This window comes from Streptomyces sp. NPDC008092 (genome assembly GCF_042957285.1).
Classification (GTDB): Bacteria; Actinomycetota; Actinomycetes; order Streptomycetales; family Streptomycetaceae; genus Streptomyces.
This window is the reverse complement of record NZ_JBIBHY010000016.1, coordinates 1-23,385: the sequence shown is the minus strand read 5'-3', so window position 1 is coordinate 23,385 and position 23,385 is coordinate 1. Positions and strand designations below refer to the sequence as shown.

At 74.2% G+C, this 23,385-nt stretch carries 21 protein-coding genes and 1 pseudogene; 6 read left to right on the top strand and 16 right to left on the bottom strand.

Annotated elements, in window-relative coordinates; genetic code table 11:
* A partial coding sequence (locus ACFZB3_RS39785; RefSeq protein WP_391385666.1) for a hypothetical protein occupies positions 1-971 on the bottom strand: 971 nt, incomplete at its 3' end.
* A 201-nt stretch (positions 972-1,172) separates the two neighbouring features.
* Between ACFZB3_RS39785 and ACFZB3_RS39780 the strand changes: the two genes are divergently transcribed.
* On the top strand, positions 1,173-1,892 hold the full coding sequence (locus tag ACFZB3_RS39780; protein WP_391385662.1) for a hypothetical protein: 720 nt from the start codon (positions 1,173-1,175) through the stop codon (positions 1,890-1,892).
* Positions 1,893-1,971: 79 nt separating this feature from the next.
* Here ACFZB3_RS39780 and ACFZB3_RS39775 read toward each other — a convergent pair whose 3' ends face one another.
* Together ACFZB3_RS39775 and ACFZB3_RS39770 are read right to left on the bottom strand one after the other, a co-directional pair.
* A complete protein-coding gene (locus tag ACFZB3_RS39775; RefSeq protein ID WP_391385659.1) occupies positions 1,972-4,692 on the bottom strand; it encodes a right-handed parallel beta-helix repeat-containing protein in 2,721 nt (906 codons plus the stop codon).
* Positions 4,689-5,516 carry a hypothetical protein gene (locus tag ACFZB3_RS39770; protein WP_391385656.1) on the bottom strand — a complete coding sequence of 276 codons (828 nt, stop codon included), beginning with the start codon at positions 5,514-5,516 and terminating at the stop codon, positions 4,689-4,691. The genes ACFZB3_RS39775 and ACFZB3_RS39770 overlap by 4 nt, the downstream gene beginning before the upstream one ends.
* A gap of 294 nt (positions 5,517-5,810) precedes the next feature.
* On the opposite strand from ACFZB3_RS39770, the gene ACFZB3_RS39765 reads away from it, so the two are divergent.
* Positions 5,811-6,476, top strand: a complete 666-nt coding sequence (locus tag ACFZB3_RS39765) for a LuxR C-terminal-related transcriptional regulator (RefSeq protein ID WP_391385653.1) — start codon at positions 5,811-5,813, stop codon at positions 6,474-6,476.
* Between the two features lie 91 nt (positions 6,477-6,567).
* Here ACFZB3_RS39765 and ACFZB3_RS39760 read toward each other — a convergent pair whose 3' ends face one another.
* The 3 genes from ACFZB3_RS39760 to ACFZB3_RS39750 are packed head-to-tail and all read right to left on the bottom strand — an operon-like array spanning position 6,568 to position 8,714.
* Positions 6,568-7,962, bottom strand: a complete 1,395-nt coding sequence (locus ACFZB3_RS39760) for an EsaB/YukD family protein (RefSeq protein ID WP_391385650.1) — start codon at positions 7,960-7,962, stop codon at positions 6,568-6,570.
* A 50-nt stretch (positions 7,963-8,012) separates the two neighbouring features.
* On the bottom strand, positions 8,013-8,336 hold the full coding sequence (locus tag ACFZB3_RS39755) for a WXG100 family type VII secretion target (protein ID WP_391385647.1): 324 nt from the start codon (positions 8,334-8,336) through the stop codon (positions 8,013-8,015).
* Between the two features lie 54 nt (positions 8,337-8,390).
* The gene (locus tag ACFZB3_RS39750; protein WP_391385644.1) at positions 8,391-8,714 is read right to left on the bottom strand and encodes a WXG100 family type VII secretion target; all 324 of its coding nucleotides are present in this window, start codon (positions 8,712-8,714) and stop codon (positions 8,391-8,393) included.
* A gap of 190 nt (positions 8,715-8,904) precedes the next feature.
* Here ACFZB3_RS39750 and ACFZB3_RS39745 point away from each other — a divergent pair.
* A pseudogene (locus tag ACFZB3_RS39745) lies at positions 8,905-9,361 on the top strand (IS701 family transposase); the annotation flags it as partial.
* 100 nt (positions 9,362-9,461) lie between these two features.
* Here the strand turns inward: ACFZB3_RS39745 and ACFZB3_RS39740 are convergent.
* Complete coding sequence (locus ACFZB3_RS39740) at positions 9,462-10,190, bottom strand: SDR family oxidoreductase (RefSeq protein ID WP_391385641.1); 729 nt, start codon at positions 10,188-10,190, stop codon at positions 9,462-9,464.
* Between the two features lie 75 nt (positions 10,191-10,265).
* Between ACFZB3_RS39740 and ACFZB3_RS39735 the strand changes: the two genes are divergently transcribed.
* Positions 10,266-10,643: a MerR family transcriptional regulator gene (locus ACFZB3_RS39735; protein WP_391385638.1), complete on the top strand. Its 378-nt coding sequence runs from the start codon at positions 10,266-10,268 to the stop codon at positions 10,641-10,643.
* A gap of 45 nt (positions 10,644-10,688) precedes the next feature.
* On the opposite strand, the gene ACFZB3_RS39730 is transcribed toward ACFZB3_RS39735, so the two are convergent.
* The 6 genes from ACFZB3_RS39730 to ACFZB3_RS39705 all read right to left on the bottom strand — a co-directional run bounded on the left by ACFZB3_RS39730 (position 10,689) and on the right by ACFZB3_RS39705 (position 19,614).
* Complete coding sequence (locus ACFZB3_RS39730; RefSeq protein WP_391385635.1) at positions 10,689-13,271, bottom strand: hypothetical protein; 2,583 nt, start codon at positions 13,269-13,271, stop codon at positions 10,689-10,691.
* Positions 13,272-13,406: 135 nt separating this feature from the next.
* Positions 13,407-15,938, bottom strand: a complete 2,532-nt coding sequence (locus ACFZB3_RS39725; protein ID WP_391385632.1) for a hypothetical protein — start codon at positions 15,936-15,938, stop codon at positions 13,407-13,409.
* A 262-nt stretch (positions 15,939-16,200) separates the two neighbouring features.
* Complete coding sequence (locus tag ACFZB3_RS39720) at positions 16,201-17,037, bottom strand: EamA family transporter (RefSeq protein WP_391385628.1); 837 nt, start codon at positions 17,035-17,037, stop codon at positions 16,201-16,203.
* Positions 17,037-18,239: a Glu/Leu/Phe/Val dehydrogenase dimerization domain-containing protein gene (locus tag ACFZB3_RS39715; protein ID WP_391386150.1), complete on the bottom strand. Its 1,203-nt coding sequence runs from the start codon at positions 18,237-18,239 to the stop codon at positions 17,037-17,039. Before ACFZB3_RS39715 ends, ACFZB3_RS39720 begins: the two co-directional genes overlap by 1 nt.
* A gap of 311 nt (positions 18,240-18,550) precedes the next feature.
* On the bottom strand, positions 18,551-18,931 hold the full coding sequence (locus ACFZB3_RS39710) for a ferredoxin (protein ID WP_391385625.1): 381 nt from the start codon (positions 18,929-18,931) through the stop codon (positions 18,551-18,553).
* Positions 18,932-19,170: 239 nt separating this feature from the next.
* A complete protein-coding gene (locus ACFZB3_RS39705) occupies positions 19,171-19,614 on the bottom strand; it encodes a universal stress protein (protein WP_391385622.1) in 444 nt (147 codons plus the stop codon).
* Between the two features lie 326 nt (positions 19,615-19,940).
* Between ACFZB3_RS39705 and ACFZB3_RS39700 the strand changes: the two genes are divergently transcribed.
* Positions 19,941-20,606, top strand: coding sequence for a CBS domain-containing protein (locus ACFZB3_RS39700; protein ID WP_391385619.1), 666 nt, complete (start codon positions 19,941-19,943; stop codon positions 20,604-20,606).
* A 153-nt stretch (positions 20,607-20,759) separates the two neighbouring features.
* Positions 20,760-21,125 carry a DUF6479 family protein gene (locus tag ACFZB3_RS39695; protein WP_391385616.1) on the top strand — a complete coding sequence of 122 codons (366 nt, stop codon included), beginning with the start codon at positions 20,760-20,762 and terminating at the stop codon, positions 21,123-21,125.
* 13 nt (positions 21,126-21,138) lie between these two features.
* Here the strand turns inward: ACFZB3_RS39695 and ACFZB3_RS39690 are convergent, their stop codons facing one another.
* The 3 genes from ACFZB3_RS39690 to ACFZB3_RS39680 form a co-directional block, all read right to left on the bottom strand.
* Positions 21,139-21,594: an RpiB/LacA/LacB family sugar-phosphate isomerase gene (locus tag ACFZB3_RS39690; protein WP_391385613.1), complete on the bottom strand. Its 456-nt coding sequence runs from the start codon at positions 21,592-21,594 to the stop codon at positions 21,139-21,141.
* Between the two features lie 9 nt (positions 21,595-21,603).
* Positions 21,604-22,527, bottom strand: coding sequence for an NAD(P)-binding domain-containing protein (locus ACFZB3_RS39685; RefSeq protein ID WP_391385611.1), 924 nt, complete (start codon positions 22,525-22,527; stop codon positions 21,604-21,606).
* Positions 22,528-22,598: 71 nt separating this feature from the next.
* Positions 22,599-23,084, bottom strand: coding sequence for a MarR family transcriptional regulator (locus ACFZB3_RS39680; RefSeq protein WP_391385607.1), 486 nt, complete (start codon positions 23,082-23,084; stop codon positions 22,599-22,601).
* Between the last annotated feature and the right edge of the window lie 301 nt (positions 23,085-23,385).

Below are 23,385 nucleotides of genomic sequence, written 5' to 3'. Positions count from 1 at the left end.
TGACCATCAACCTCCCGCACCTCACCATTCGCCAGAAACGAACCATCCGGCGCTGTCAGGCCGTGCTCCACTTCCCCGTCCGACGAGACATAGGTCGACCCGTCCTCGGAAATCCACCCACCGTCCTGGGTGTCCGAACCCCACACCGCCTGACCGTCAACGGTGTGCTCCGTGAGGAACTGCCCATCCGGTGAGGTGCGGCCGTGCTCGACCACACCGTCGGCCGTGACCATCGTCTTTCCGTCTTCGGAGAGGAACGACCCGTCGTCCAGTCGGGTCCCGTAAACCGAGTCGCCGTCGATCTGCCGTACTTCGCCGTTTGCCAGGAACGCGCCGTCCGGTGACGTCAGGCCGTGCTCCACCGTGCCGTCGCCGGCGACGTAGACCGTGCCGTCCTGGGAGATCCAGCCGCCGTCCTGCGTTTCGGAGCCCAGCAGGTGCCGGCCGTCGACGGTCCGTTCGGTGAGGTCCTGGCCGTGCGATGTGGTCTGCCCTGGATCCGTGTCGCCGGCGTCCGGGGTCGCCTCCGTCCTGCCCGCTTCCCGCATTTCCGGGGATGTGGACGCGGGCGTGGAGGCCGACGCATGGGTCTCGCCCGCCCCGCCCTCGTGCGACGCGGACGCCGGTACCGTGAGCTGCGCGCCGCCGGCGTCCGCGTGGTCCACCGGCGGGTGGCCCTCACCGTGCGCCCGGCCGTCATGGCTCTCGTGGGCTCCGTGGCCGTCATGGCCGCTCGCGTGGGACCCCCTCGTTGCCGGGGTGAAGAAGTCCCTGTCCAGGTGAATCAGTGAACCGTCATCGGGGGATTGACCGACCTCCCCGGGAACGGATCCGTGACCGTCGGCCACCGGTTCCGGTTCCGGTTCCGGTTCCGGGACGGCGTCATCCTGGCCCGGCGAAGCGCTCCCGGGTTCGAACAGCCCCCGGTCCAGCGGAATCAACGCCTCGCCGTCGGTGTGCGCATGCGCCATTTCGACCGGTCTCCTCTCCCCGCCCCGTCGGCGACTCCATATGTGTCCGCACGTTAAGAGTCGTGGGGCGGCAAGGGATTTCGTAGTTCCTTGTTCCTGACGGGGGACGTCCTGGAAAAGGGACGTCGAGCGGCGCTCGATATCACGGCACCATGGACAGGTCGTTCAGAAGGCCGGTGACCGAAGAAAGCGGGGTGTCCCATGGGCGACAGCGACAGCGACGACGTAAGCCCTCACGCATCGCAATACCAGAGCGACCCCTGGGTACCGAACGTAGACCCGGACGCGAGTGATCACGGCGACGAGGAGGACGCGGCCGAGACCTACGCCGATGTCTACGGGGTCACGGCGACGTCCAATCCGCCCGACGACTCGGACACCGACGACACGCCGGCCGACATGGTGACCATGCCGAAACTGAGCATGGCCTACACCACGTCCCCCGACCTGATGCCCACCGACCCTGGGGGCGGGGACAGCGGCCCCCCTCCGCTTCCGGACACCAACGCCTTCTCGATCGACCTGGGTGCGCTGCGTTCCGCGGAGCAGACGTTCCTCGATGCCGTCTCGAACATGACCAGCGCGTACGAAACGCTTCGGACCAAGGTGCAGGCCGCTATCGACGATCCCAATCTGTTCGGTCAGCAGGACGGTCACCTTCAGGTCAGCGGCCGGATGGCGAGCTGGGTCCCGGACGAACTCGCCGAAAGCGGAGCCCAGTTCGCCGAGGCGATCAACCCGCAGCTGACGAAGGTCATGCAGGACGGTGCCGGCGGCATCGAACTGATGGGCTCCTTCACCGCGTTGCTGAACAACGCCGGCCAGACCTATGCGGAAACAGACGCGAAGTCGTCCATGGATCCGTCCACTTCTCAGTCGATGTTCCAGCAGAGCGACGCGGATTCGCCCTCGGCGATCTAGCGCGGAGAGTGGCTGCGGAAGGGCGCCCGGCCTGGTTTCTCGGCCGGGCGCCCTTCCGTGTGCCCTGCCCGGGCACCCTTCATCCGACAGCGGTGGCCGGCAGGTCGTCCGGCAGCAGGGTCACCAGGTCCTCCGTGGTCGGCTCCACCAAGTCCACGACCCGCTGCGCGTGCCGTTCCGTCATGCGCTGGAAGATCTGGCGGGCGGTACGGCCGTTGCCGAAGCGGTCGTCGCGGACCAGCGCGCCGAAGTAGGCTAGCAGGGCCTCGCGGGTGTCCTGCGGCAGCTCGTACTCGTGCTGGGCCGCGTGGAACTCGACGATCCGGCCCAGCTCTTCGCTGCCGTAGTCGTCGAACATCAGCGTGCGGGTGAAGCGGGAGGCCAGGCCGGGGTTGATGTCGACGAAGCGCTCCATCTCGTCGGGGTACCCGGCCACGATGACGACGACGTCGTCGCGGTGGTCCTCCATGAGTTTGACCAGGGTCGCGATGGCCTCGCGGCCGTAGTCGTTGCCCTGGCCGGCGGGAGTGAGGGCGTACGCCTCGTCGATGAACAGGACGCCGCCGAGGGCCCGCTTGAAGACGGCGGTGGTCTTGGGGGCGGTGTGGCCGACGTACTCGCCGACCAGGGACGCACGGTCGGCCTCGACCAGGTGGCCGCGGGAGAGCAGGCCGAGTGCGGCGAGGACGCGGCTGTACAGGCGGGCCACCGTCGTCTTGCCGGTGCCGGGGTTGCCGGCGAAGACCAGGTGGCGGCTGAGGGGCGGGGCGGCGAGGCCCGCCTCGGTGCGCCGGCGGACCAGCTGCATGACCTTGACCATGGTGCTGACGTCCTGTTTGACGCTCTCCAGGCCGATCAGGTCGTCGAGTTCGGCCAGGACTTCGGAGAGGCTCTCGGCGCGGGTCTGCCGGGTTCCGGTGCTCTTGCCGTCCGTCGCCCCGCGGCCGGCGGCCTGCCCGCCCGGTGCCACCGCGAGGGCCCCGGCGCCGCCCGGCGCGGGCAGGGGTTCGCCGCCCAGTGCCTCCTCCGGCATCGTGCTGATCTTCACGTCGTCGACCCGGCAGCGTTCGATCACCGGTTCGGCGCCGTCGGCGAGTTTGAGGTCCTCGTCGGTGTCGTGGACACGGCAGCCGCGCAGGAGGGGGGTGGCTTCGCTGCCGATGTAGACGGCGGGGAAGCCGGTGGCGCTGATGTCGCAGTCCTCGAAGCGGCCTGCCGCGTTGTCGGCGATGTAGAGGCCGTTCTTCGCGGTGCCGGTGACGGTGGTGCCGCGGACCCGGGGCCTGGCCTTCGCCTGGACGACGAGGCCGGTGCCCTTGGTGTCGGTGACGGAGCAGTCGGTGAGCCAGGCGGCGGCGCCCTCGCGGACGAAGACGCCGGCCGCGCCGGTGCCGGTGACGCGGGTGTCGACGACGAGTGCGGAGGTGCCGGCGCCGATGTCGATGCCGACGCCGGAGCAGGAGCTGATCGAGCAGTCGTCGACGAGGGGGCGGTGGTCGGTGCGCAGGCCGATGCCGGTGGCGGCCTTGGTGATCCGGCAGCCGCGGGCGGCCAAGTCGCCGCCGTCGACCTCGATGCCGCACAGCTCGGTGTCGTCGACCTTGGTGCCGGTGAGGGTCAGCAGGGCCTGGTCGACGCTGCGCAGTCCGTGTTCCGGGGTGCCCTGGACGCGGCTGTCGCGGACCGTCACCCGGCTGCCGCCCCCGGCGTGGACCCCGGTGTAGGCGGAGACGGTGACGGCGCAGTCGACGAGGGTGAGGCGGGCGGTGTCGGAGGCGTAGACGCCGTTGGCACCGGAGCGGGTGAAGGCTCCGCCGCGTACCTCCACCTGCGCCTCGCCGCCGGCCGCGAGGCCGGAGCCGGCGGTGTCGGTGGTGGTGGTGTCGTGCAGCCGGAGCCGGCCGGCGCCGGTGGCGACGACACCGGCCGCGCGGATGTCGCTGATCCGGCAGTCGACGAGGGAGGCGACGGCCCGGCCGGTGACGTGCACGCCGTCGCGTCCGGTGCGGGCGATCTCGCAGCCGCGCAGCGCGACCCCGAACTCGCCCCCGGCGGACGGCGCTTCACCGGCCGTGTCGTCGTCGGGAGCGGCGTCGGCCCCGGCGTCGCCGGTGATGACGACTCCCCCGGCCTCGCTGTCCCCGATCCGGCAGGTCCGCAGCACGGGCCGGGCGGTGTCGTCCACGGCGACGGCCGCGGCGCCGGTGTGGGTGACGGCGCACAGTTCCAGGGCGGCGCGGGCGGAGCCGGTGATGCGGATGCCGTGGCCGCCGGTGCGGGTCACCGACACCCGGGTGAGGGTGGGGGCCGCGCCGTGGTCGACGAGGATGCCGACGGCGTCCACGTCGCTGATGCCGGTGTTCTCCACCACGGCCCGGCTGTCGCCGCCGAGGTAGAGCCCGATGTCCCCGGTGTGGTGGAGTTCGCAGTCCCGGAGGACGGGGGTGGCGGTGCCGGTGACCTGGATGCCGCCGCCGGTGATCTCGCAGCCGTTGATCTCGACCGTGCCCGAGGTGACGAGGACGGCCGGTTCCGTGCCGCGGCCTTCGAGGACCAGGCCCTGCACCCGGCCACCGGGACTCTGCACGGTGAGCGCGGGCCCGTGGGCGCCCGCGACGAGCCGTACCGTGCCGCGGCCCTTCTCGGCGGCGAGGGTGACGTCACGGTCCAGGACGATGCTCTCGGTGTACGTGCCGGGCTGGACGGAGATCACGGCGCCCTCGGGGGCCTCGCGGACGGCGGCGACGATCGTCTTGTACGTGCCCCAGCCGCGTGGGGCGACGCGCAGTCCGGCGCTCATGTCGAGGTGCAGGTCAGCCGCAGCTGGGCGGCGGCTACATGGACGCCCTCGGCGGCGTCGGCGTGCTCCGTCCCGGCGTCCACGAGCTTGACGGTGACCCGGCCGGTCCGCACGGTGAACGCGGGCGAGGTGTACCAGCGGCCCTGGTGGGTCCTGCCGGTCTGGTCGACGAGGAAGCCGCCGAGCGCCTTGGGCTCCTTGTCGGTGCCGGTGCCGGTGCCGACCGTGTAGTCGTCGTCGTAGTAGTAGAAGTACGCGGGCGAGCCGCCGACCCGGGTGCGGGAGGAGTTGGTGGGCACGTAGCTGGAGACCCGGCAGGACGCGACCGTGAAGCGGGAGCTGAAGTCGTACTTCCACAGCGCGTAGCGGGTGGCGTCGTAGCCGTCCGCCTTGCCGGAGACCGGCATGGACAGGTAGCCGCCGGTGCACGCCTCGCCGGTGTAGCCGCCGCTGTCCGACTGGGTCCAGGCGGTGGTGCCGTCGGCGTCGGTGCCGGTGGAGTAGCCGTAGGCGGCGAAGCCGGTCGAACCGTCGCTGCTCGCCGCGCAGTCGGGGCCCGCGATGGCCTTCCAGGTCTGTCCGGCGCTCTGGCCGCCGGCCTGGTAGGGCGTGGCGTCCGGGCTGGGGGCGATGGGCCTGACCTCGCTGGGCAGGGCGAAGGCCGGGCCGCCGAGGGCGCCGTACACCAGCGCGCCGAGGGCGACGGCCAGGAGCGTGGAGACGCTCACCACGAGCATGCGCTTGCCGGTCCGGCCGCGCGGGTCCTCCGGTCGCACGGATTCGGCGAACGCGGAGGAGAACTCACGCCAGTCCTCTTCAATCATGCGGGAAAGCACCCCTCATTGCTGAGTGTCTGAATAGTCCTGGGAAAGGGAACAGGAATGGGAACGCGAATGGGAACGGGAATGAGAATGGGAACGGGACGGCGGGGCGAACAGCCGTGGTGCGGGCGCACGGACGGGCTACTCGGTCGCAGGGCACCCGACTTGAGTTACGTAAGAGGCCACCGGCGGGTTCACGTGTTTTCTCTCACGGGGGCGAGGGCGGGGCCGGGGGCTGACGCGGGGGCTACGTTCGTACTCAGGAATTCACCGGAACCGATGAATGGCAGGAGCGCAATGTCCCCCCAGATTGCTCAGATCGCAGTCGTCGAGCAGCACAGTCTGGTGCGCCTGGGTCTGGAGACCCTGCTCTCCGGCAGCGCGCTGCTGCGGGTGGTCGCGTTGGCCGCCGATCCCGCGGAGCTGCCGGAGCCCGCCGCGCAGCGCCTGGACGTCATCGTCTACGGCGCACCGCCGCAGCCCGGCCCGTCGCTCGCCAGGACCGTGGCCGCGCTCACGGAGTGCGCACGGGTGCTGGTGGTCTCCGACCTCTCGGGCTGGCAGCCGGTGACCGACGCGCTGCGGGCCGGTGCCTACGGCTGTGTCGGCAAGCAGGCCGGCGAGGAGGAGCTGCTGCGCGCGGTCGAGACGGTCGCGCTGGGCGGCCTGCATGTGGCGCCCGGCCTCGCCGGCCGGCTCCACCACGAGCTGCGCCAGCCCGCCGGCACCCCCGCGCCCGCTCTCGCGCACCGCGAGCGGGAGGCGCTGAGGCTGCTGGCCACCGGACTGACCCACGGTCAGATCGCCCGTCGGATGGGGCTGACGGAGGCCACGGTCAGCACCTACGTGAAGCGGATCAGGAACAAGCTGAACGTCCGCAACAAGGCCGACCTCACCCGGAAGGCGATCGAGCTCGGCCTGCTCCAGGACGACGAGTTCCGCAGCCCCGCCCTGGCCGCCTGACATCGCGTCCCGCCCTTCCCGTCCCCCGTCGTGACCGCCGGCCCGCACCAGCAGGTGTGCGGGCCGGCGGTCGCTCTCGTGTGATCCCCGGTCAGATGTGGTGCCCCAGGCCGACCAGCGCGCCGAACGCGCCGAACATCGCCACCGCCAGCGCGACACTGCCGCCGGCCAGGACCGAGCCGAAGCCGGCCAGCCACCGGGGCCTGGCCATCGCCGGCAGGTCCGGGCGGCGCATCATGCGCCGGAAGCCGTAGACCAGGAGCGCGGCCGCGACCAGGGCGCTGCACACGGGGCCCGCCCAGGTCGCCGAGCCGAACCGCTCGGGGCCGGTGGCCAGCAGGGTGAAGAGCCCGGCCGCACCGGCCAGCAGCAGCGGCACCACCTCGGCGACCAGCCGGGCCGACCCGGCACGCAGCAGGACCGCGAGTCCCAGCAGCCCGGCCGCGAGGTTGGCGTAGGGGGAGGCGGAGGCCGCCATGAGCACGAGGGCGCCGCCGAGAGCCACGCTGAGGACACCGCTCCAGGTGGCCAGCAGGACGGTGGCGGAACGTACGGCGCCGGCGACCTCGTCGTCGCGCGGCTCCTCCTGCACCCGCATCCTGACCCGCCGCCAGGTGAAGGCCACGGTGCCGCTCACGGCGGACGGCACGACGGTCAGCAGTGCGAACGCGGCCACGGCGACGACCGAGGCCGCCTGGACACCGTCCGCCCGCAGCGCCGCGAGACCGACGCCGAGCACCGCCGCGGCGGCGGCCGTGAACAGGGTCGCGGAGGTGGTCACCGCCGGTGCCGCCACGGAGGCGAGGAAGGCACCGAGCAGCGCGCCCACGGCGAGGGCCGCCACGGCCAGCCCGGTCCGGGTCATGACCCCTTCCAGGCCGAGGGGCCGGAGCCCCTGGCCGAGGGCGGCGGACCAGGCACCCAGGGCGAGCGCGGGCACCGCGCACAGGGCCATCGTCATCCGCAGCGCCGCCGGCACGGGCCAGGTGCGCTCCGTCGCGACCCAGGCCAGCACGGGCAGCGCGAGACCGGCCGCCGGCGCGACGTCCAGGAGGAGGCCCGCGCCGGGCGGGTGCCGGACGGCGAGCACGAACAGCGTGGCGACCAGCCAGCCGAGGGCGAGCACGGTCAGGGTGTGGGTCCGGGAGCGGGCGTCCCAGCGGCGGTCCAGGACGCCGCCGGAGACCTCGGCGACCCGCTCGGCGACGTCGTGCACGACCGGGTCGTCCAGTTCGTCGGCGGTGGCGTCGCGCAGGTAGAGGACCTGGCCGTCGGTGACGCCCAGCTCCGAGAGCGACCACTCGGGGGCGAAGGCACTCCCGGTCGCCGCGCCCAGGGTCCAGGCCGCCGGCATGATGTCGGACTCCTGCTGGTCGCACAGACGCGCCAGGGTGTCGGCGTAGCTCACGATCGGGGCGCCGGCGGGGACCGCGAGGTCCACCCGCCGGCGCTCGCCGACGACGGTGATACGGCAGTGCTCATCCACGATGACGATTCCTCAGGGGATGCCGGGGCGTTCCGCCACGGGGCGACGGGTCAGTGGTGCTGCCAGGTACGGCCGTTGGACCACTCGGCCTCGGCGTAGTTGTTCCAGTTGACGTGCATCGCGTGGGCGATCTCGCCGAGCACGCCGTCCGGGCCGAAGAGACCGTGTGCGGCGTAGGTCCATTCCGCTTCCAGGCCCTCGAAGTACCGCTGCGCGTCACCGGTCCAGTCGCCGCCGGCGAGGACCGGCTGGAGCTGCTTGTTGAGGTTGTACAGCTCGTCCGCGATGGTCTGGGCCATCTTGTTGATGTCGTCGCCCGCGTGCGCGAGCTCCGGCCTGACCACGAGGTTCGCGCCGTCGACATTTCCTGCCATGATCACTCCCTGGTGTGCTGGGTGTTCCGCCGGGTCGGTGGCTGTGCCGGGGTGTCAGCCGAGGTTGGCGTTGGAGAGGCCGGCCTCGATGGTGTTGATCGAGTTGATGTTCTGCTGCTCGGCGTCGCCGTAGTTGACGTAGTTGCCGCGCAGGCCGCTGGCGATGTCGGTGAGCGCGTCGTGGAGCATGCGGGAGTAGATGTCGTACTCCTGCATGAGGGCCAGGAAGGTGTCCTGGGCTATGCCCTGCCAGGAGGCCTCCATGTTGGCCACGTAGTTCTTGAGGTTCGTCAACTGGTCCTGGATCTCGGCCGCCTTGCTGTCGCACGACACCGCGGCGCTCGAAATCTGCTCCGGTGTCACCTTGAAGTCGGTCACCGTTCTGCTCCTCTCCGGGTGGCGTAATACCGGCCTGGTAAGCGTCGCAACGGCATACGGGAGGCGGACAGATCCCCATTCCGGTGTCCCCGGGAGCGGCGGCCGGTGTCCCTGTGCGGGCCCCGCTTCCGGGCATGACGAAAGTCCCCTGCGGGGCAAGGGACTTGAGCGGTGCCGCCCGATGAGCACGGTGCCCCGACGGGGCCGGCAGCAACTGTCCGCGGGCGCCGGCGCGAAAGGCCCGCGCTGTGACGACTGGGCCGCCGTCGACCTGATCCCCACCCACTCGGCGGGCACCTGCCGGCTGCTGGTCCGCCGCAACCGCACCACCGGCGAGGTGGCCTGTCACCGCTGTTTCAGCCCGCGGCCGGTACCGCTGCGACCTGGTCCGCGTCGCCGGAACCCGCTGAGGGTCGAGGAGACCTTCCAGGCCGGCAAGGGCCTCGCCGGACTGGACGAGCACCGGGTCCGCCGCCGTACTCCCCGGCTGCGCCGGAGGACCCTCGCGATGCTCGCCCACGCCTTCCTGGCCGTCGTCCGTGCCGACGAGCACCGCGACCATCGCCTGCACTGGTCCCTGTGGCGTCGTCGACACCAGGCCTCGCGCCCGCGCCTGCCACTGCCGCCGGCGCGAGGCCACACCATGAAGATCTGCGACTGCAGACGGAGGATTGGAGGATCAATCGACTGCGGCGCTCAGAACGCTCAGAAGCAACCGCCCCAAGCCAGTGGGGTCCGAGGGGCCCCTCATGCCGCCGTGAGCGCCGCCAGGGCGCGGTTCATCCCGTCGTTGAACTCTTCCGGCGTCAGCGGCAGCCGGGACTTGACGTCCCGACTCCACTGGTCGGCGAGGACCTCGGCGGAGCCCGCCTCGACACCGTCGAGCGCCGCGTCGGCCAGGTCCGACGGCGCGATCTTGGCCACGGGCCAGCCCGCGGCCATGTCGGTGTCGGCCAGGCCGAGGTGCACCGCTGTGACGAGCGTGCCCTGCTCGGCGAGTTCCAGGCGGACGCCGTTGGTCATGGCCCAGGCGGCGGCCTTGGTCAGGTGGTAGGCATTGGCGCCCTTGCCCCCGAACCATGACATGGCGGAGAGGACGTTGACGATCGCGCCCCCACCGTTCCCGGCGAGCGCCGGCGCGAACTCCCGGATCATTCCCAGGTGGCCGAACATGTTGGTCTCCAGCTCGTGCCGTACCGCGTCCAGCGAACCGGTCACCAGGTCGGTGCCCGTCTGGATCCCCGCGTTGTTGATGAGCAGCGAGACGTCCGGGGCGGCCTCGGCGGCGGCCCTCACGGATACGGGATCGGCGATGTCGAGGGGCAGCACGTCGACCCCGGGCAGGTCCACGCTCTCCGGCCGGCGAGCCGTCGCGTAGACCTTGCGGGCGCCCCGTTCGAGCAGACGCTGGGCGAAGGCGCGGCCCAGACCGCGATTGGCTCCGGTGACAAGGGCGACGGAGTTGTTGATGTCCATGCCCGGTACGCTAAAACCTGACGTTGACGTCAGAGGCAAGTGCCGGCCGTCAGGACCGGGGCGAGAGGAATCACCATGACCGTCACGGAGGCCGCGGCCGAGCGGCTGGTCCGCATCGGCGAGGTGGCACGGGACGCCGGCGTCTCGGTACGCGCCGTGCGCTACTACGAGCAGCAGGGGCTGCTCATCGCGGAGCGCAGCCCGTCCGGCCAGCGCCTCTACCGGCAGGACACCGCCACCCTGGTGCGCTTCTTCCAGCAGATGTTCGCCGCCGGTCTGACCAGCCGAAGGATCGCGGAACTCCTTCCCTGCTGGGACACCGGGCACACCGACGCCGGGCAACGAGCCATGCTGCGCGCCGAGCGCGACCGCATCCAGGCCAAGGTCGACGACCTGCAGGCCGCCCTGGACCGCCTCGACGAGGTCATCGCGATCACGGACACGCACCCGTAGGCACGGTCGATCGGACCTCGCACCAGCAAACCTACGGCTGGAGTACTAGGGGCCCTCTCCCACCGGGCCCGCGCACCGCTCCGGCCAGCCTCCGCCGGTGCTCTGGGCGGCCCGGCCGCGGAGCGCCTCGTCCAGGCCGGCGAGCGCGGCCCGGTCCGCCTCGCCCGGTTCGTGCGCGGCCTGGCCCGGTCTGGACGCCGGGGCCCCGCCGGAGGCGGGCAGTTCGCGCAGCAGGACGACCGGGGACGGGCCGGTGCGCCGTACGTCGAGGACCATGAAGGGGGTGCCGGGGGCGAACACCACTTCCTGGCCGTCCTCGGGCCGTTCGGGGTCGGCGAACAGCGGGTGGGCGAGCCGGCCGGTCACCGACCAGACGGCGTAGCGCGGACCGCGCGGCCATCCCGCTCCGGCTCCTCCGGCGCCCGCCGGGACGCCGCCGAGCGGGGCCCGGTCCCTCAGTACGGTGCCGGGCCGCAGCGGGTCGGTCTCCGGGTCCACCGCCTCGGGCAGCGCGGAGCCCGCGCCGCGCAGGACCGCGCCCCGGTGCGTCGGCAGCCGGCGCAGCGCCGACACCAGGCAGGCGGCGAACGGCAGGAGCCGGTCGTCGCGCCCGTGGCAGGCCGCGGCCAGCGCACGGTGGTCGAGCAGGCCGCCCGCGTCGTCGAGGTAGAGCCGGAGCGCGGTCAGGTCGGCCTCGGCTGCCTCCCGTTCCGCGTCGGCCAGGGCCGGCAGCCGGGTGAGCGCACGGGCTACGGCGGGCGCGTGCCGTTCCCAGGCCGGTCCGGCGAGCAGCCGCAGGGCCGTGTGCTCCGCGGGGCTGCTGCGGTGTCCTGCGCGGAAGGAGGAGGAGCGGGCGGGCACCGGTCGTACCTGCTCGGTGGTGTCCGGGCGGGCGGGGCCGGGCCGGGGCGGCTGTCCGTCCGCGGAGCCGACGGCCGTCGTGGGGCGCCGCCGGCTCAGGTGCTCCCACGCCGCGTCGAGATCGGGTCCGGCGGGCGGGCCGGGGGCGAGCGGTGCCCGGGGGACCGCGGCCTCCTCCCGGCCCCGGATCAGGTGCTCCCAGGCCCCGGCGAGATCGGGCGCGGCGACCGGATCGGCCGAGGTGCGGGGTACGAGGGCGGCCGCAGAGGTACGCGGCTCGCCCGGGTCCGCGGTGGCGCGCGGCTCGCCCGGGTCCGGCGCAGGGAGCGGCCCGGCCGGGTCCGGCGGGGCGTGCCGTACGCCGAGTGCGGCTCCGGCGGCCGGGGCCTGCGCGTGGCGGACGGTCGTCTGGCCGCCGGGGACCGCGGGCGCGGCGGGCCCGGTGCGCAGGCCGTGGCGGGTCGTCAGGTCGCGGAGCCGGGGACCGTCGGCCGGGGAGGTGCCGTACACCTGGAGCGTGGCGGTCGCCCGCACCCGCGGCGGCAGGCAGGTGAGGAGGTGGTCCAGTGCGGGCCACAGCGAGTCGTCGACCGGCCGGCCCGGGACACCCGCCTCGACGACGGGTCCGTACGGGCCGACCGCGAGCCCGGTCCCGGAGCGGACCGCACCCGGTTCGCAGACCCACAGGCCCGCCCGGGTCACCGTCACCTGCCAGCGGTCGGTGAGGCGGACCGAGCCGTCGTCCGACGTGCCCTCCGGGCCGGGCAGCGGTGCCACGCAGCCCAGCAGGCGGGGAGCGGGAGCGCCCGTGGCGCCGGCCGGCCGGCACTCGGCCGCGTTGACGTACGGCAGCCAGCCGGGCGCACCGTCCGCGCCCGTCACGACGGAGCGGACACCGCGGGCACCCGCGACGGGCCCCTCGGTGAGCAGCGGCAGTCCGGTGGCGGCCACCACCGCCGCCCCGAGCCGGTCGGCCAGCTCCTGGGCCAGCGGCAGCAGGTCCCGGGGACCGCCGGGCGCGAGCCGGACGCTGTCGCGCACCGCGTCGGGCAGCGCGGACAGCACCTCGACGGCGGCGTCCGCCGGTACCTCCTCCCCCGGCAGGCCGCCCACCACCACGGTGAGCCGGCGGGGATCCACCGGGACGGTGTGGAAAAGATCGCCCGGCACGGAAGCGGCCGCCCGCGCGGGCCGCAGATACAGGCCGGCGGGGATGTGCTCGGTCACGTACCCGCCGGCCGTGCGGGCGGGCACCAGGTCCAGCGCGGGCTGCCACACGGGGCGCGGGCAGCGCGCGCCGAGCGGCACCGGTGTCATGCCGGGGGCGAAGCCCAGCCAGCCGCCGCGCCGGCCGGGGCCGTCGGGCGCGTACAGCGAGCCGCCGGCCACCAGGTGGAGGCCGGCTGCGGGGGCCTCCACGGTGATGCCCCAGTTGTCGGAGATCCGGCGGGCGGGCGCCAGGTGTCCCGGGCGTTCCTCGCCCGCGCCGGGCATGGCCAGGCGCACCGCGGTGTGGCCGGACGCGCGGAGCGAGTCGAGGAGCGCGCTCAGCCGGGGCCAGAAGTCCGGCTCCGCCGTCGTCGCCGCGTCGGACAGCAGCGTGACCGTGGGGTCGCCCGACCAGCGCAGCACCCGGGCCAGGTCGTCGACCTCGCCCGCGGGTGCCGGGGCGGCGGACCGGAGCACCAGCAGGCCGTCGTGCTGCTCGACCCGGATCCCTGCCGTCGCGTCAACCGCGGTGGTCCTGCCGGTGGTTGCCTCTGCCATCCGCGCGCTCGCTTTCGGGTCGGTGTCACGCCGCGGCGGGGCCGGCGACGCCGTCACGGCCGTCCGGCCGGTCGGGCCCGTCGGCGGGACGGGGGATGTCCCCGGCCCAGCCCGCGGCAGTGAGTCGGTTCCTCGTCAGGGCCGGCCCGCCACTGCCGAGCAGGCGGTGGGGGCCGCGGGTTCGATGTCCGGGCCGACGGCCGGGGTCCGCACGGTGCGGACCCCGGCGGCCCTGGACGGTGCGGTCGGCACCGCGGCGACGAGCTCGCGCGACGCCGCCGGCCGCCGGACCCGCGGGGCGGCGGGCGCGGCCGGTGACGCCACGGGCCCGGCGGCGGCCGAGGCCGGTGCCGGCCGTGTGGCGGTGCGCGCGGCGGCACCGGCAGCTCCGGCAGCTCCGGCAGCTCCGGCAGCAACCGTGCCTGAAGCCGAAATCGGTGCCGGTGCCGGTGCCGGTGTCGGTGTCGGTGTCGACACCGGTGCCGCGACCGGCGAGGCCGCCGCGGTGACCACCGCATGCCTGTCGGCATCGGCGGCCGGGACGACCGCCGGGGGCAGGTCCGGTGACGCTACCGCCGGGGACACCCCGGGACCGGCCGCGACGGCCGCGACGGGGGCCGCGACCGACGGGACGGGGTCGGCGGACCCGGCGGACCCGACGAGTGCCGTCGGCACGGGTCCCGATACCGATACCGGCACCGGCACCGGCACCGGCACCGCAGACGGCAGTTCCGATGCGGGCACGGTGGCGTGGGCGGTGTCGAGTTGGTCGCGGTAGCGTTCCGCGGCCCGCAGCCAGCGGCCGTCGGGGCCCGGCAGCTTCTGCCGCAGCGCGATGATCGACGGGGCGATGCGCAGGGCGAGGGCGATGTCGCCGGTGTCCCGCCAGCACGCGTCCGCGTTGCCTGCGGCCTGCTCGGCGTCGACGCTGTCCAGGCCCGCGGTCACCAGCAGGCTGAAGGCGACGCGCCGGTAGAGATCGGCCGCGAGGGCGTTGTGCCCGGCCAGCCGCATCACATGGGCCCTGATCTGGCGGATCTGCAGGGCCGTGGGGTGCTCCGAGCCGTGGGCGGTGAACGCCTCGCGTTCCAGCGCCGTGGCGAGGGCCGTGGCGTCGTCGTAGCGGCCCGCGTTGGCGGCTTGGACGATACTGCTGATCCGGTCGCGGTAGAGGGTGAAGCCGTCCGGCGCCGGGGTGTCCCCGCCGGACGGCGCGGGCGGTTCCGCGGGCTCGGGCAGGGCCTGCGGGTCGGCACCGGCGGTCGGCGGCCACAGCATCCGGACCCCGTGCTGCACGGCGAGCCGGCGCAGCATGCGGCTCTCCTCGGCCGAGCGGCCGGGTGCGTGCAGGACGGCGTACTCGCGGGCCTCGGGGTCGAGGTAGTCGAGGACGTGCGAGAGAGCGGCCCAGCAGGACTCGTCGAGCGGCTCGTCCGACGGGCCGATCTCGACGGCGAGCTGGTCGGCGAGCACCGGCCGCCCGGCGAGCGGCAGGGTCTGCCCGACGGGTCCCAGGGCGAGCCCCGACCGGGTCATGGTGACCTGCCACCGCTCCGACAGCCCGACCACGCCGGCGTCCTGGAGCTGGGCGTCGGGCACCGGGGACCGCCAGCGCAGCAGCCGGGGAGCGGGGGTCCCCTCCTGGTCGCCGGTGGTGCCGGGCCGGCACATCACCGCTTCGACGTAGGGCCGCCAGGTCGGCCGGCCGGTGCCGTCGACGAGGACCGGCCCGGCGGCGAGGTCCCCGTCGGCCGGTGTGGCGGCGCGGACCGCCAGCGGCGGCCCGGTGAGCACCTCGACCTCGATGTCCAGCGCGCCGGTGACCTGCTGGACGACGGGCAGCAGGTCGCCCTCGGCGCCGGGTGCCACGCGGAGCTGGTCGCGCACCGCAGGCGGCAGCGCGGCGAGCAGCGCGGCCAGGTCGTCGGCGGGGATCCGGGCACCGCCGCCGGGGCCGGGCACGCCGACCAGCACGGTGGGGTGGGCGGGGTCGACGGGCACCGCGTAGCACAGGTCGCCGGGGACGGGCGGCGGCGTTCCCGGCGGCTGGAGGAGGACGCCGGCGGGGACGGGGCGTACGGCGTGTCCGGCGGCGGTGTGGTCGGGCAGCGTCGCGAAGGCGGACTGCCAGCCGGGGGCGGGATGGCGGGCGCCCAGCGGGGTCGGTTCCGTGCCGGGCTGGAAGAGCTGCCAGCCGCCGGTCGGCCCGGGTGCGTCGGGGACGAAGAGGGTTCCGCCGGGGACCAGCAGGGCGCCGCCCTCGGGCGCGATCACGCCCAGCCCCCAGGTGTCGGCGATCCGTTGGGCCAGGGCGGGCCGGTCCGGGGCGCCGGTTCCCGCGCCGGAGACCACCAGGCGGACGGTCGTCGTGCCGTTGTCCCGGAGGGCGTCGAGGACGTCCCCCAGCCGGGTCCACAGCCCGGGCGGCACCGGACCGTCGGTTCCGACGACGACGGTGGCGACGGCCGGTCCCCCTTCGGCGCCCAGGGCGCGGGCGAGTTCCGCCGCCTCCTCCGGGCCGGGAACGGCCTGTTCGGTGGCGCGCAGCAGGGTGAGCCCGTCGTACTCGTGGACGAGGACGGGCGTGTCGGGCTCTCCCGGCGCGCTGCCGGGCTGCTCGCCCCGGCCTGGTGCCAGGCGCGTGAAGAGGGTCCCCCAGCGGGACATGAACTGCTCCTTCCGTGACGGCGTGCCCTTCCCGGACGTACCGGACGTACGTCGGTGCACGGCTTCCGTCGCTCGGTTCACCGGCTCCGGCCTCACCTACAGCTACGGACGGCCGACAAGATCGGTTCGCCGCGGGTGCCGGTGGCCCCGGTCACCCGCGCGGACGGGCCGACTCGGCCGGGTCGGCCGGGAGGCGGACCGGTTGCTCCCCCGCGGGGGGTGCCGGGGTGTCCGTGGCCGTCGGCGCGCGGCCGCCACGGCCCTACACGCTGACGAGCAGCAGCGCCCCGGCCCCCAGGAAGAGCCCCAGCGTCTGGTGGACCGTCACGCGTTCGCCGTCGAGGACCAGAGCGAGGACGACGGTGGCCGCCGGGTAGAGCGACACGATCGACCCGACCACACTCAGCAGCCCCTGGTCCGCGGCGAACAGGCAGAAGGCGAAGGCCGCCGTGTCGAGGACACCGGACAGCACGACGGGCAGCCAGGGCACGGGCGTGCCGCCGGTCCCCGGCCGACCGCGCAGGGCGCCCGGAGCCACGCACAGGATGGAGACCGCGCGGGCGCCGGCCAGCGGCCACAGGCCGGCCTCCGGTCCCGGATGCGAGACGAGGACGAGCTGGAGTCCGAGCGCCGCGCCCGTCGCGAGGGCCGGCAGCAGGGTGCGCAGCGCGACGGTGGTCCGCCGGACCCGCCCCACCAGGCTCACCAGCGCGATCGACAGCAGCGCGCAGCAGACGCCGCACAGCGCCAACGGCCCGGGAGATGCCTGGAGGGCCAGCCCGACCGCCAGGGGTACGACGGCCGCCGTGACCGCCGTGACCGGGGCGACGAGCACGATCCCCTCGGCCGCCAGCGTGCGGTAGAGCAGCACCAGGCCCAGCACTCCGAAGGCCCCGGCTGCGCATCCCCAGGCGAGGCCCGTCAGGTCGGGTCCGTGGTCGGTGGTCGCCGCCAGCCAGCCGGCGAGCACCGGGAGGGACAGCACCTGGGAGAGGAGGACGACCCGGCCGGCGGGCACGGTCCGCGAGGCGCGGGCGCCGCAGTAGTCCGCGGCTCCCCACCCCAGCGCCGCGACCGCGGCCAGCAGTGTGGTGATCATCAGGCGTCCGGCCGGCTCAGCAGGACGTCCCGTCTGGCGTCGGCCAGATGGCGTGCGGCCTCGCGGGGCGTGCACACCGCGTCCTCGGCGAGCCGCAGGGTCTCGGTCACCAGCGCGCGCAGCGCCGTCCGTACCCTGGCCAGGGAGGCCGCCGCGTCCGGGGCGACGTCGCCGTAGAGCACCCACCACCACCAGGCGTTGGTCCCGGAGTTGGCGACGACGTCCGGGACGACGACGCAGCCGCGCCGCAGCAGTCGCCGCTCCGCTTCGGGCGTCACCGGGAGGTTCGCCGCCTCCACGATGTACCGTGCGGCGATCCGGTCCTGGTTGGCCTCGTGGATGGAGTACGAGGTCGCGGCCGGGACCAGCACGTCGGCTTCGAGCGCCAGGCAGGCGTCGCGTTCGAGGAGGACGTCGTCGGGGCCGAGCCGGCCGCGGTCGACGGTTCCGTACGCGCGCCGGTGGCGCAGCAGGTCCTCGACGGCGAGGCCGCGCGGGTTGGCGACGGTGCCGTGGACGTCGGAGACGCCGACCACCCGGACGCCCGCCGCGTGCAGGTACCGTGCGGTGGCCCCGCCCATGGCCCCGAAGCCCTGAACGACGGCGGTGGCGGACGACCACGGGATCCCGTCCCGGTCCAGGACCGTGAGGGCGGCCTCCGCGACCCCGCAGCCGCCGACGAGTTCGGCGAGGCCGATGCCGTCGACCTCCACGGCGAAGGCGTCGGCGAATCGTCGCCGCGCGGCCGCGGGGTCGTCGAGGGTGCGCACGACCGGGGCGATGCAGCCGTCCACGCCCAGTTCGCCCAGCACTTCGTCGATGAGTTCCGTGGTGGTGCCGAGATCGTCGCCGGTCGCCCAGTGGTTCGCCACGTACGGCCGGATGAACGCGAGGAAGCGGGAGAGCACACCGCGCGCCTCGCCGCTGAGCGGGTCGCAGTCGATCCCGCCCTTGGCGCCGCCCATCGGGAGATATCGGCCCGCGGGGTCGTAGTGCAGCGCCTCCTTCACGCTCATCGCCGCCGCCAGCTCCCTGACCTCCTCGTAACGGCAGCCTTCGCGCATCCGCAGGCCACCGCTGGCCAGGCCCCGGACGAGCCGGTCGACGACGAGGAATCCCTGGCGTCCCGTCACCGGGTCGGTCCAGGTCAGTGCTGCTTCGGGAGGTCGGGGTGCGGCGGCACCGGCACGGAGCGCGGGCATGGCGAGAAGACCGCTGTTCACGACGATGGGCTCCTAGCGGAAGGCGAAGGCCGATGGGGACAGGCCACGGAGCGCACCGGTGGCAGCCTGCGGCGGCAGGGAAGCGGCCGTCGCCAGTGGCGGCCGACGACTGTCGGGGGGCGGCCACCCGCGCGCGCTCCGACGGTAGTTCGGGCCATGGATCACTGGGCAGTTCCCCGTTCCTGGGGCATGCCGGGTCCCCCATCGGGGACGGTCCGGCCGCCGTGCGGCGCCGCCCGGGCGCCGGGGCCGCCGTTCGCACCGGCGTCGCCGGTCCGCGGGCCCCGGTGTCAGCCGAGCGCCGCCATGAAGTCCGTGCAGGCCGCGGCGCACGCCCGGCAGGCGGCCGCGCCGGGCTCGGCGCCCGGACGTGCCTCGAAGGCCCGCGCGCAGTCGAGACAGACCGTGCGGCACCACTCCAGCTGGACGAGCAGGCCGTCCGCGTCCCGGTCGGGCCCCTCGGTCACTGCCCGGCAGGTGGCGTCGCACACCTCGGCGCACCTGATGCCGGTGCGACGCAGCCGGTCCGCCTCGCCGTCGGCGGTCCCGTCCGGAGCCCGTACTCCCGCCCGCAGCGCGCACATCCGGGCGCATTCCGTGCACGCCTGCGCGCACGCGAACCGGTCTTCCAGGAACCGGTACGGATCCTGCCGAGAAGACGTCCAGGTCATGCGGCCCGGGTAACCGGCACCCGGCGCCGGCAAACGCCGCGGGTCACCAGCCGCAGATCACCTACCGCCGGTCACCGGCCGCCGGTCACCGACCACGGGCCACCGGCCGCCGGCCACCGGCCGCCGGTCACCGACCGCGGGCCACCGGCCGCGGGCCACCGGCCGCGGGCCACCGACCACGGGCCACCGACCACGGGCCACCGACCACGGGCCACCGACCACGGGTCACCGGCCCCGGATCAGGCCTGGTCCGCGCGGACGATCACGACCGGGCAGCTGGCGTGCTGGCACACCTGCTGGCTGACGGAACCGAGCAGTGCGCGGGCGAACCCGCCCCGGCCGCGGCTCCCGACGACCAGGGCCTCGGCGCCCTCCGCGGCCCGCAGCAGGACGTCGGTGGTGTTGCCGTGCACCAGGTGGGAGCGGACCGAGCCCGCCGTGTCCGCGCCGAGCACGTCGGTCAGCTCCTGCCGCATCCGGTTCCGGGCCTCCTCCGCGTCGAGGTCCATGTCCACGGCGGGACCCGACCATCCGTACAGCCCCGGAAGCTCCCACACGGCGACCGCCTCGACGACGCCGTCCACCAGGCCGGCGTACCGCAGGGCCCAGCGCAGGGCCGCGTACGAGGACGGCGATCCGTCGACGCCGACCACGACCCGCCGCTCGGTGACATCCCGCTCCATGCGTTCCACCTCTCCTAGGGCTCTCCCCCGGCGTTCGGCAGCCCCTCCTCCACGCTGCGCGACGGGCGGCCGCACCGCCAGAGAAGTGCGGCCGGCGGCATGACACGGTCCGCCGCCGGCCGCACGTACGGGGAGGGCGGTGAATTCCGGGCCGGTGGCCTCTGGTGGCGTGGGCGTTCCCGTGGTGTGCTGGAGGTGACGGGAAGGACCCGCAGTGACGCGGGGAAGCGGCCGGCGGTGGTCGCGCACCGCGCAATCAGGATCCGCGAGAAGCGGATGGCGTCCTTCCCGCCCTCTCGTGATCGGCGGGATCCGAGGAGGCGACCATGCACGGCAGCCCGCACACCGTCGGCGACGTGATGACCCGCAACCCCGTGGCCGTGGGCCGCGACGCACCGTTCCGGGACGTCGTCACGCTGATGGACCGGTGGAAGGTCAGTGCCCTGCCCGTCCTGGAGGGCGGGGGCAGGGTGATCGGCGTCGTGTCCGAGGCAGACCTGCTGTCCAGGGAGGGGTTCCGGGACCGCGACCCGGACCGGTTCGCCGCCCGGGAGCTGCCGGCCGGCCTGGCCAGGGCCGGCGGGGCGACCGCAGGGGAGCTGATGAACGCGCCCGCGGTGACCGTGCACGCCGACGCCACGGTCGCGGAGGCCGCGCGGGCCATGGCCCGGCGCGGCGTCAAGCGGCTGCCCGTGGTCGACGGTGCGGGCGTGCTCAGGGGCATCGTCAGCCGGGCCGACCTGCTGAAGGTGTTCCTGCGTGCGGACGAGGAACTGACCGAGGAGGTGCGCCGGGAGGTCGTCGACCGCCTGTTCCCGCTCTCCGCCGACCACATCCGGGTCGAGGTCACCGAGGGGGTCGTCACCCTGACGGGCTGGATCGACAGCCCGGAACCGGCGCCGGTCGCCGAACGGCTGGCCCGCGCCGTGGAGGGCGTGGTCGACGTCCGCTGCCGCCTCTGCCCGGTCGCGGTGCACGACGACCCGCACTGACCCCCGCCGGCCCCCTCCTCGTCCCCGCCCCTGGCCCTGACCCTGGCCCTGCCCCTGCCCGGGTCCCTGTCTTCTCCTGCTGTCGCACGCTGCGTACGATCAGTCACCGATTGCGTCCGGTTCGTACCGTTCTGGGAGGGGTATTCCTCTGCTATGGGTACGGAACCGATGCAGCTGGCCGCTCCCAGCGGCCTACTCAGTCTCGCGCTCTTCGTGGTGGCCGTGGCCGTGCTGGCGATGCTCGCCGGGGGCTTCTGGCTGGGCAACCGGATCAAGTACCGCGAGTCGCCCCGGCCGCGCCCCGAGGAGCAGCCGAAGCTGCCCCCGGAGGGTGCTGTGCACGAGATCCGGGAGAACCGCGAGTCGGAGGAGATCCCCCTGACACCCAAGGGCGGCCGTCCGCTCACCCCGTACGAACTCAGCAACCAGCAGACCAGACCGAGCACGTCGAAGGACCGCCCGCGCTGGAGTCCGGGCTCCAGCGGCTCGTTCGGCGGCGGCGGGCTCGGCGCCCACTGATCCCGGACACTCCCTAGACAGTCCCGCGGCCCGCGTCGAGGCGACCGACGTGGGCCACGTTCCCGAGGTCCTCGGCGTCCTGGCTCGGCGTGGCCGCGAACCAGGCGTCGAGGATCTCCTTGAGCACCGGCTGCGAGGTCAGGCGCAGGCCGATGGCCAGGACGTTGGCGTCGTTCCAGCGGCGGGCGCCGTCGGCGGTGTAGGCGTCGGCACACAGGGCCGCGCGGACGCCGGGCACCTTGTTGGCCGCGATCGAGGCTCCGGTGCCGGTCCAGCAGCACACCACGGCCTGGTCGGCGGCGCCGGCGGCGACGTCGCGGGCGGCCGCCTCCGAACAGACGGCCCACTGCGGGTCGGCCCCGGGTTCCAGGGCCCCGTACGTGCGCACGTCGTGGCCGCGGCGGCGCAGCTCCTCGACGAGGAGGCGGGCGACGGGTTCGTCCATGTCGGAGGAGACGGAGATCCGCATGCCCGGAGCCTAGTCGGTGACCGGCGCCGCCGCGGTGTCCGTGCGGGCCTCGATCGCACTGAGGACCGAGGACATGTCGAGGCGGGCGTTGCCCAGCCGCACGCTCTCGCCGTAGAGCTCGCTGCTGAGGTCGAGCATCGGCGTGGCGATGCCGGCCGCTCGCGCGGCGTCGGCGATGAGCCGGGTGTTGGCATAGGCGTCGGCGGTGGCGGCCTGCACCGTGAAGTCGTGGGCCGCGAGCATCGGGACCTTGACCCGGGTGATGCCGCTGCCCAGCTGGCCGGAGTCGACGACGGCACGGAAGGTCTCCAGGTCCAGGCCCTGCCGCTGGGCGAAGTGGACGGCCTCGGCCAGGGCGGCGAGCGTCGTGTCCAGGTAGAGGTTGACGGCCAGTTTCATGAGGACGCCGGACCCGGCCGGACCGCAGTGGACGGCCTCCCGGCACATCGGGGCGAGCAGCGGCCGCACCTCCGCCACCGCGTCCGGGTCGCCGCCGAGCATCGCGACCAGTTCGCCCGCCTCGGCCGGCTTGCGCGACCCGGAGACCGGGGCCTCGACGAAACGGCCGCCGGCGGCCTCGATGTCGGCGGCGAGTCCCCGGGCGTACTCGGGTGCCGTCGAGCCCGTGGACACGACGACCCGGTCGGCGACCAGTTTCGCGAACCCCGGACCGCCCCGGCCCAGGACGGCGTCCGTCACCGCCTCGTCGACGAGCATGACGAACACGACACGGGCGTGGGCGAAGACCTCCTCGACGCTCGCCGCCACCCGGGCCCCGGCCGCGCGCAGGGCCTCCGCCCGCTCCGGGGTCCGGTTCCACACGACGAGCGGGGCGCCGGCCCGGGCGAGGTTGAGCGCCATGGGCTGCCCCATCACCCCGAGCCCGACGAAGCCGTACCTCGGGGCACCGGCACTGCCGGTCGCTTGCGTCATCGTCACAACTCCTGGTCGCCGTGCGGTGGATGCGGGTCAACGGCACCGAACGACGCCCGGTGCGGGGGCCGTCAGCCGTCGGAGACGTTCGCGGCGAGCAGGCGCAGCAACTGCTTGGCCGTGGCGTCCTGTTCGGGCGTCAGGCCCATGGCGTCGCCGATGGCGACCGGGACGCCGCGGGCGCGGTCCCGGAGCCGGGCGCCGTCCTCGGTGAGCCGGATGGCCACGGACCGCTCGTCGTCGGGGCGCCGTTCCCTCGTGACCAGCCCACTCGCCTCCAGGCGCTTCAGCAGCGGGGAGAGCGTGCTCGACTCCAGTTGCAGAGCGGCGCCGAGTTCGCGCACGGACACCGAGTCCTGGTCCCACAGGACGAGCATCACCAGGTACTGCGGATAGGTCAGCCCCAGCTCGTCCAGGAGCGGCCGGTAGCGCGCGGTCACCGCACGGGAGGCGGCGTACAGCGCGAAGCAGAGCTGGTCGTCGAGGAGCAGCGAGCCCTCGGCCGGCTCGGCGGCGGTGCGGTCCACGGGGCGACTCCTGGTTCCTGCGGCGTTCATGGCCGTTCACCACCTTAGCTTTCCGGTCCCCTCGACCCTATGGAGCCCAAACGCATCGCACCCGATGATATCGGACACGAAGAGATCGGACACGAACAGGTCGACCAGAAATAAGTAGCGCACGACTTAATCGCACGCTACTGTTCTGTTCGTGCCGCCGCCCCGGTGAACACCGCCGGCCGCCCCTGTGCGCGGCACCCGACCCGAGGAGAGTCACATGTCCGAAGCCTTCACGCCCGTCACGCCGGTCCTCGAGCCCGCCGCCCAGGCCTTCGTCGAGGCCACCGCCAACCCGCCCTAC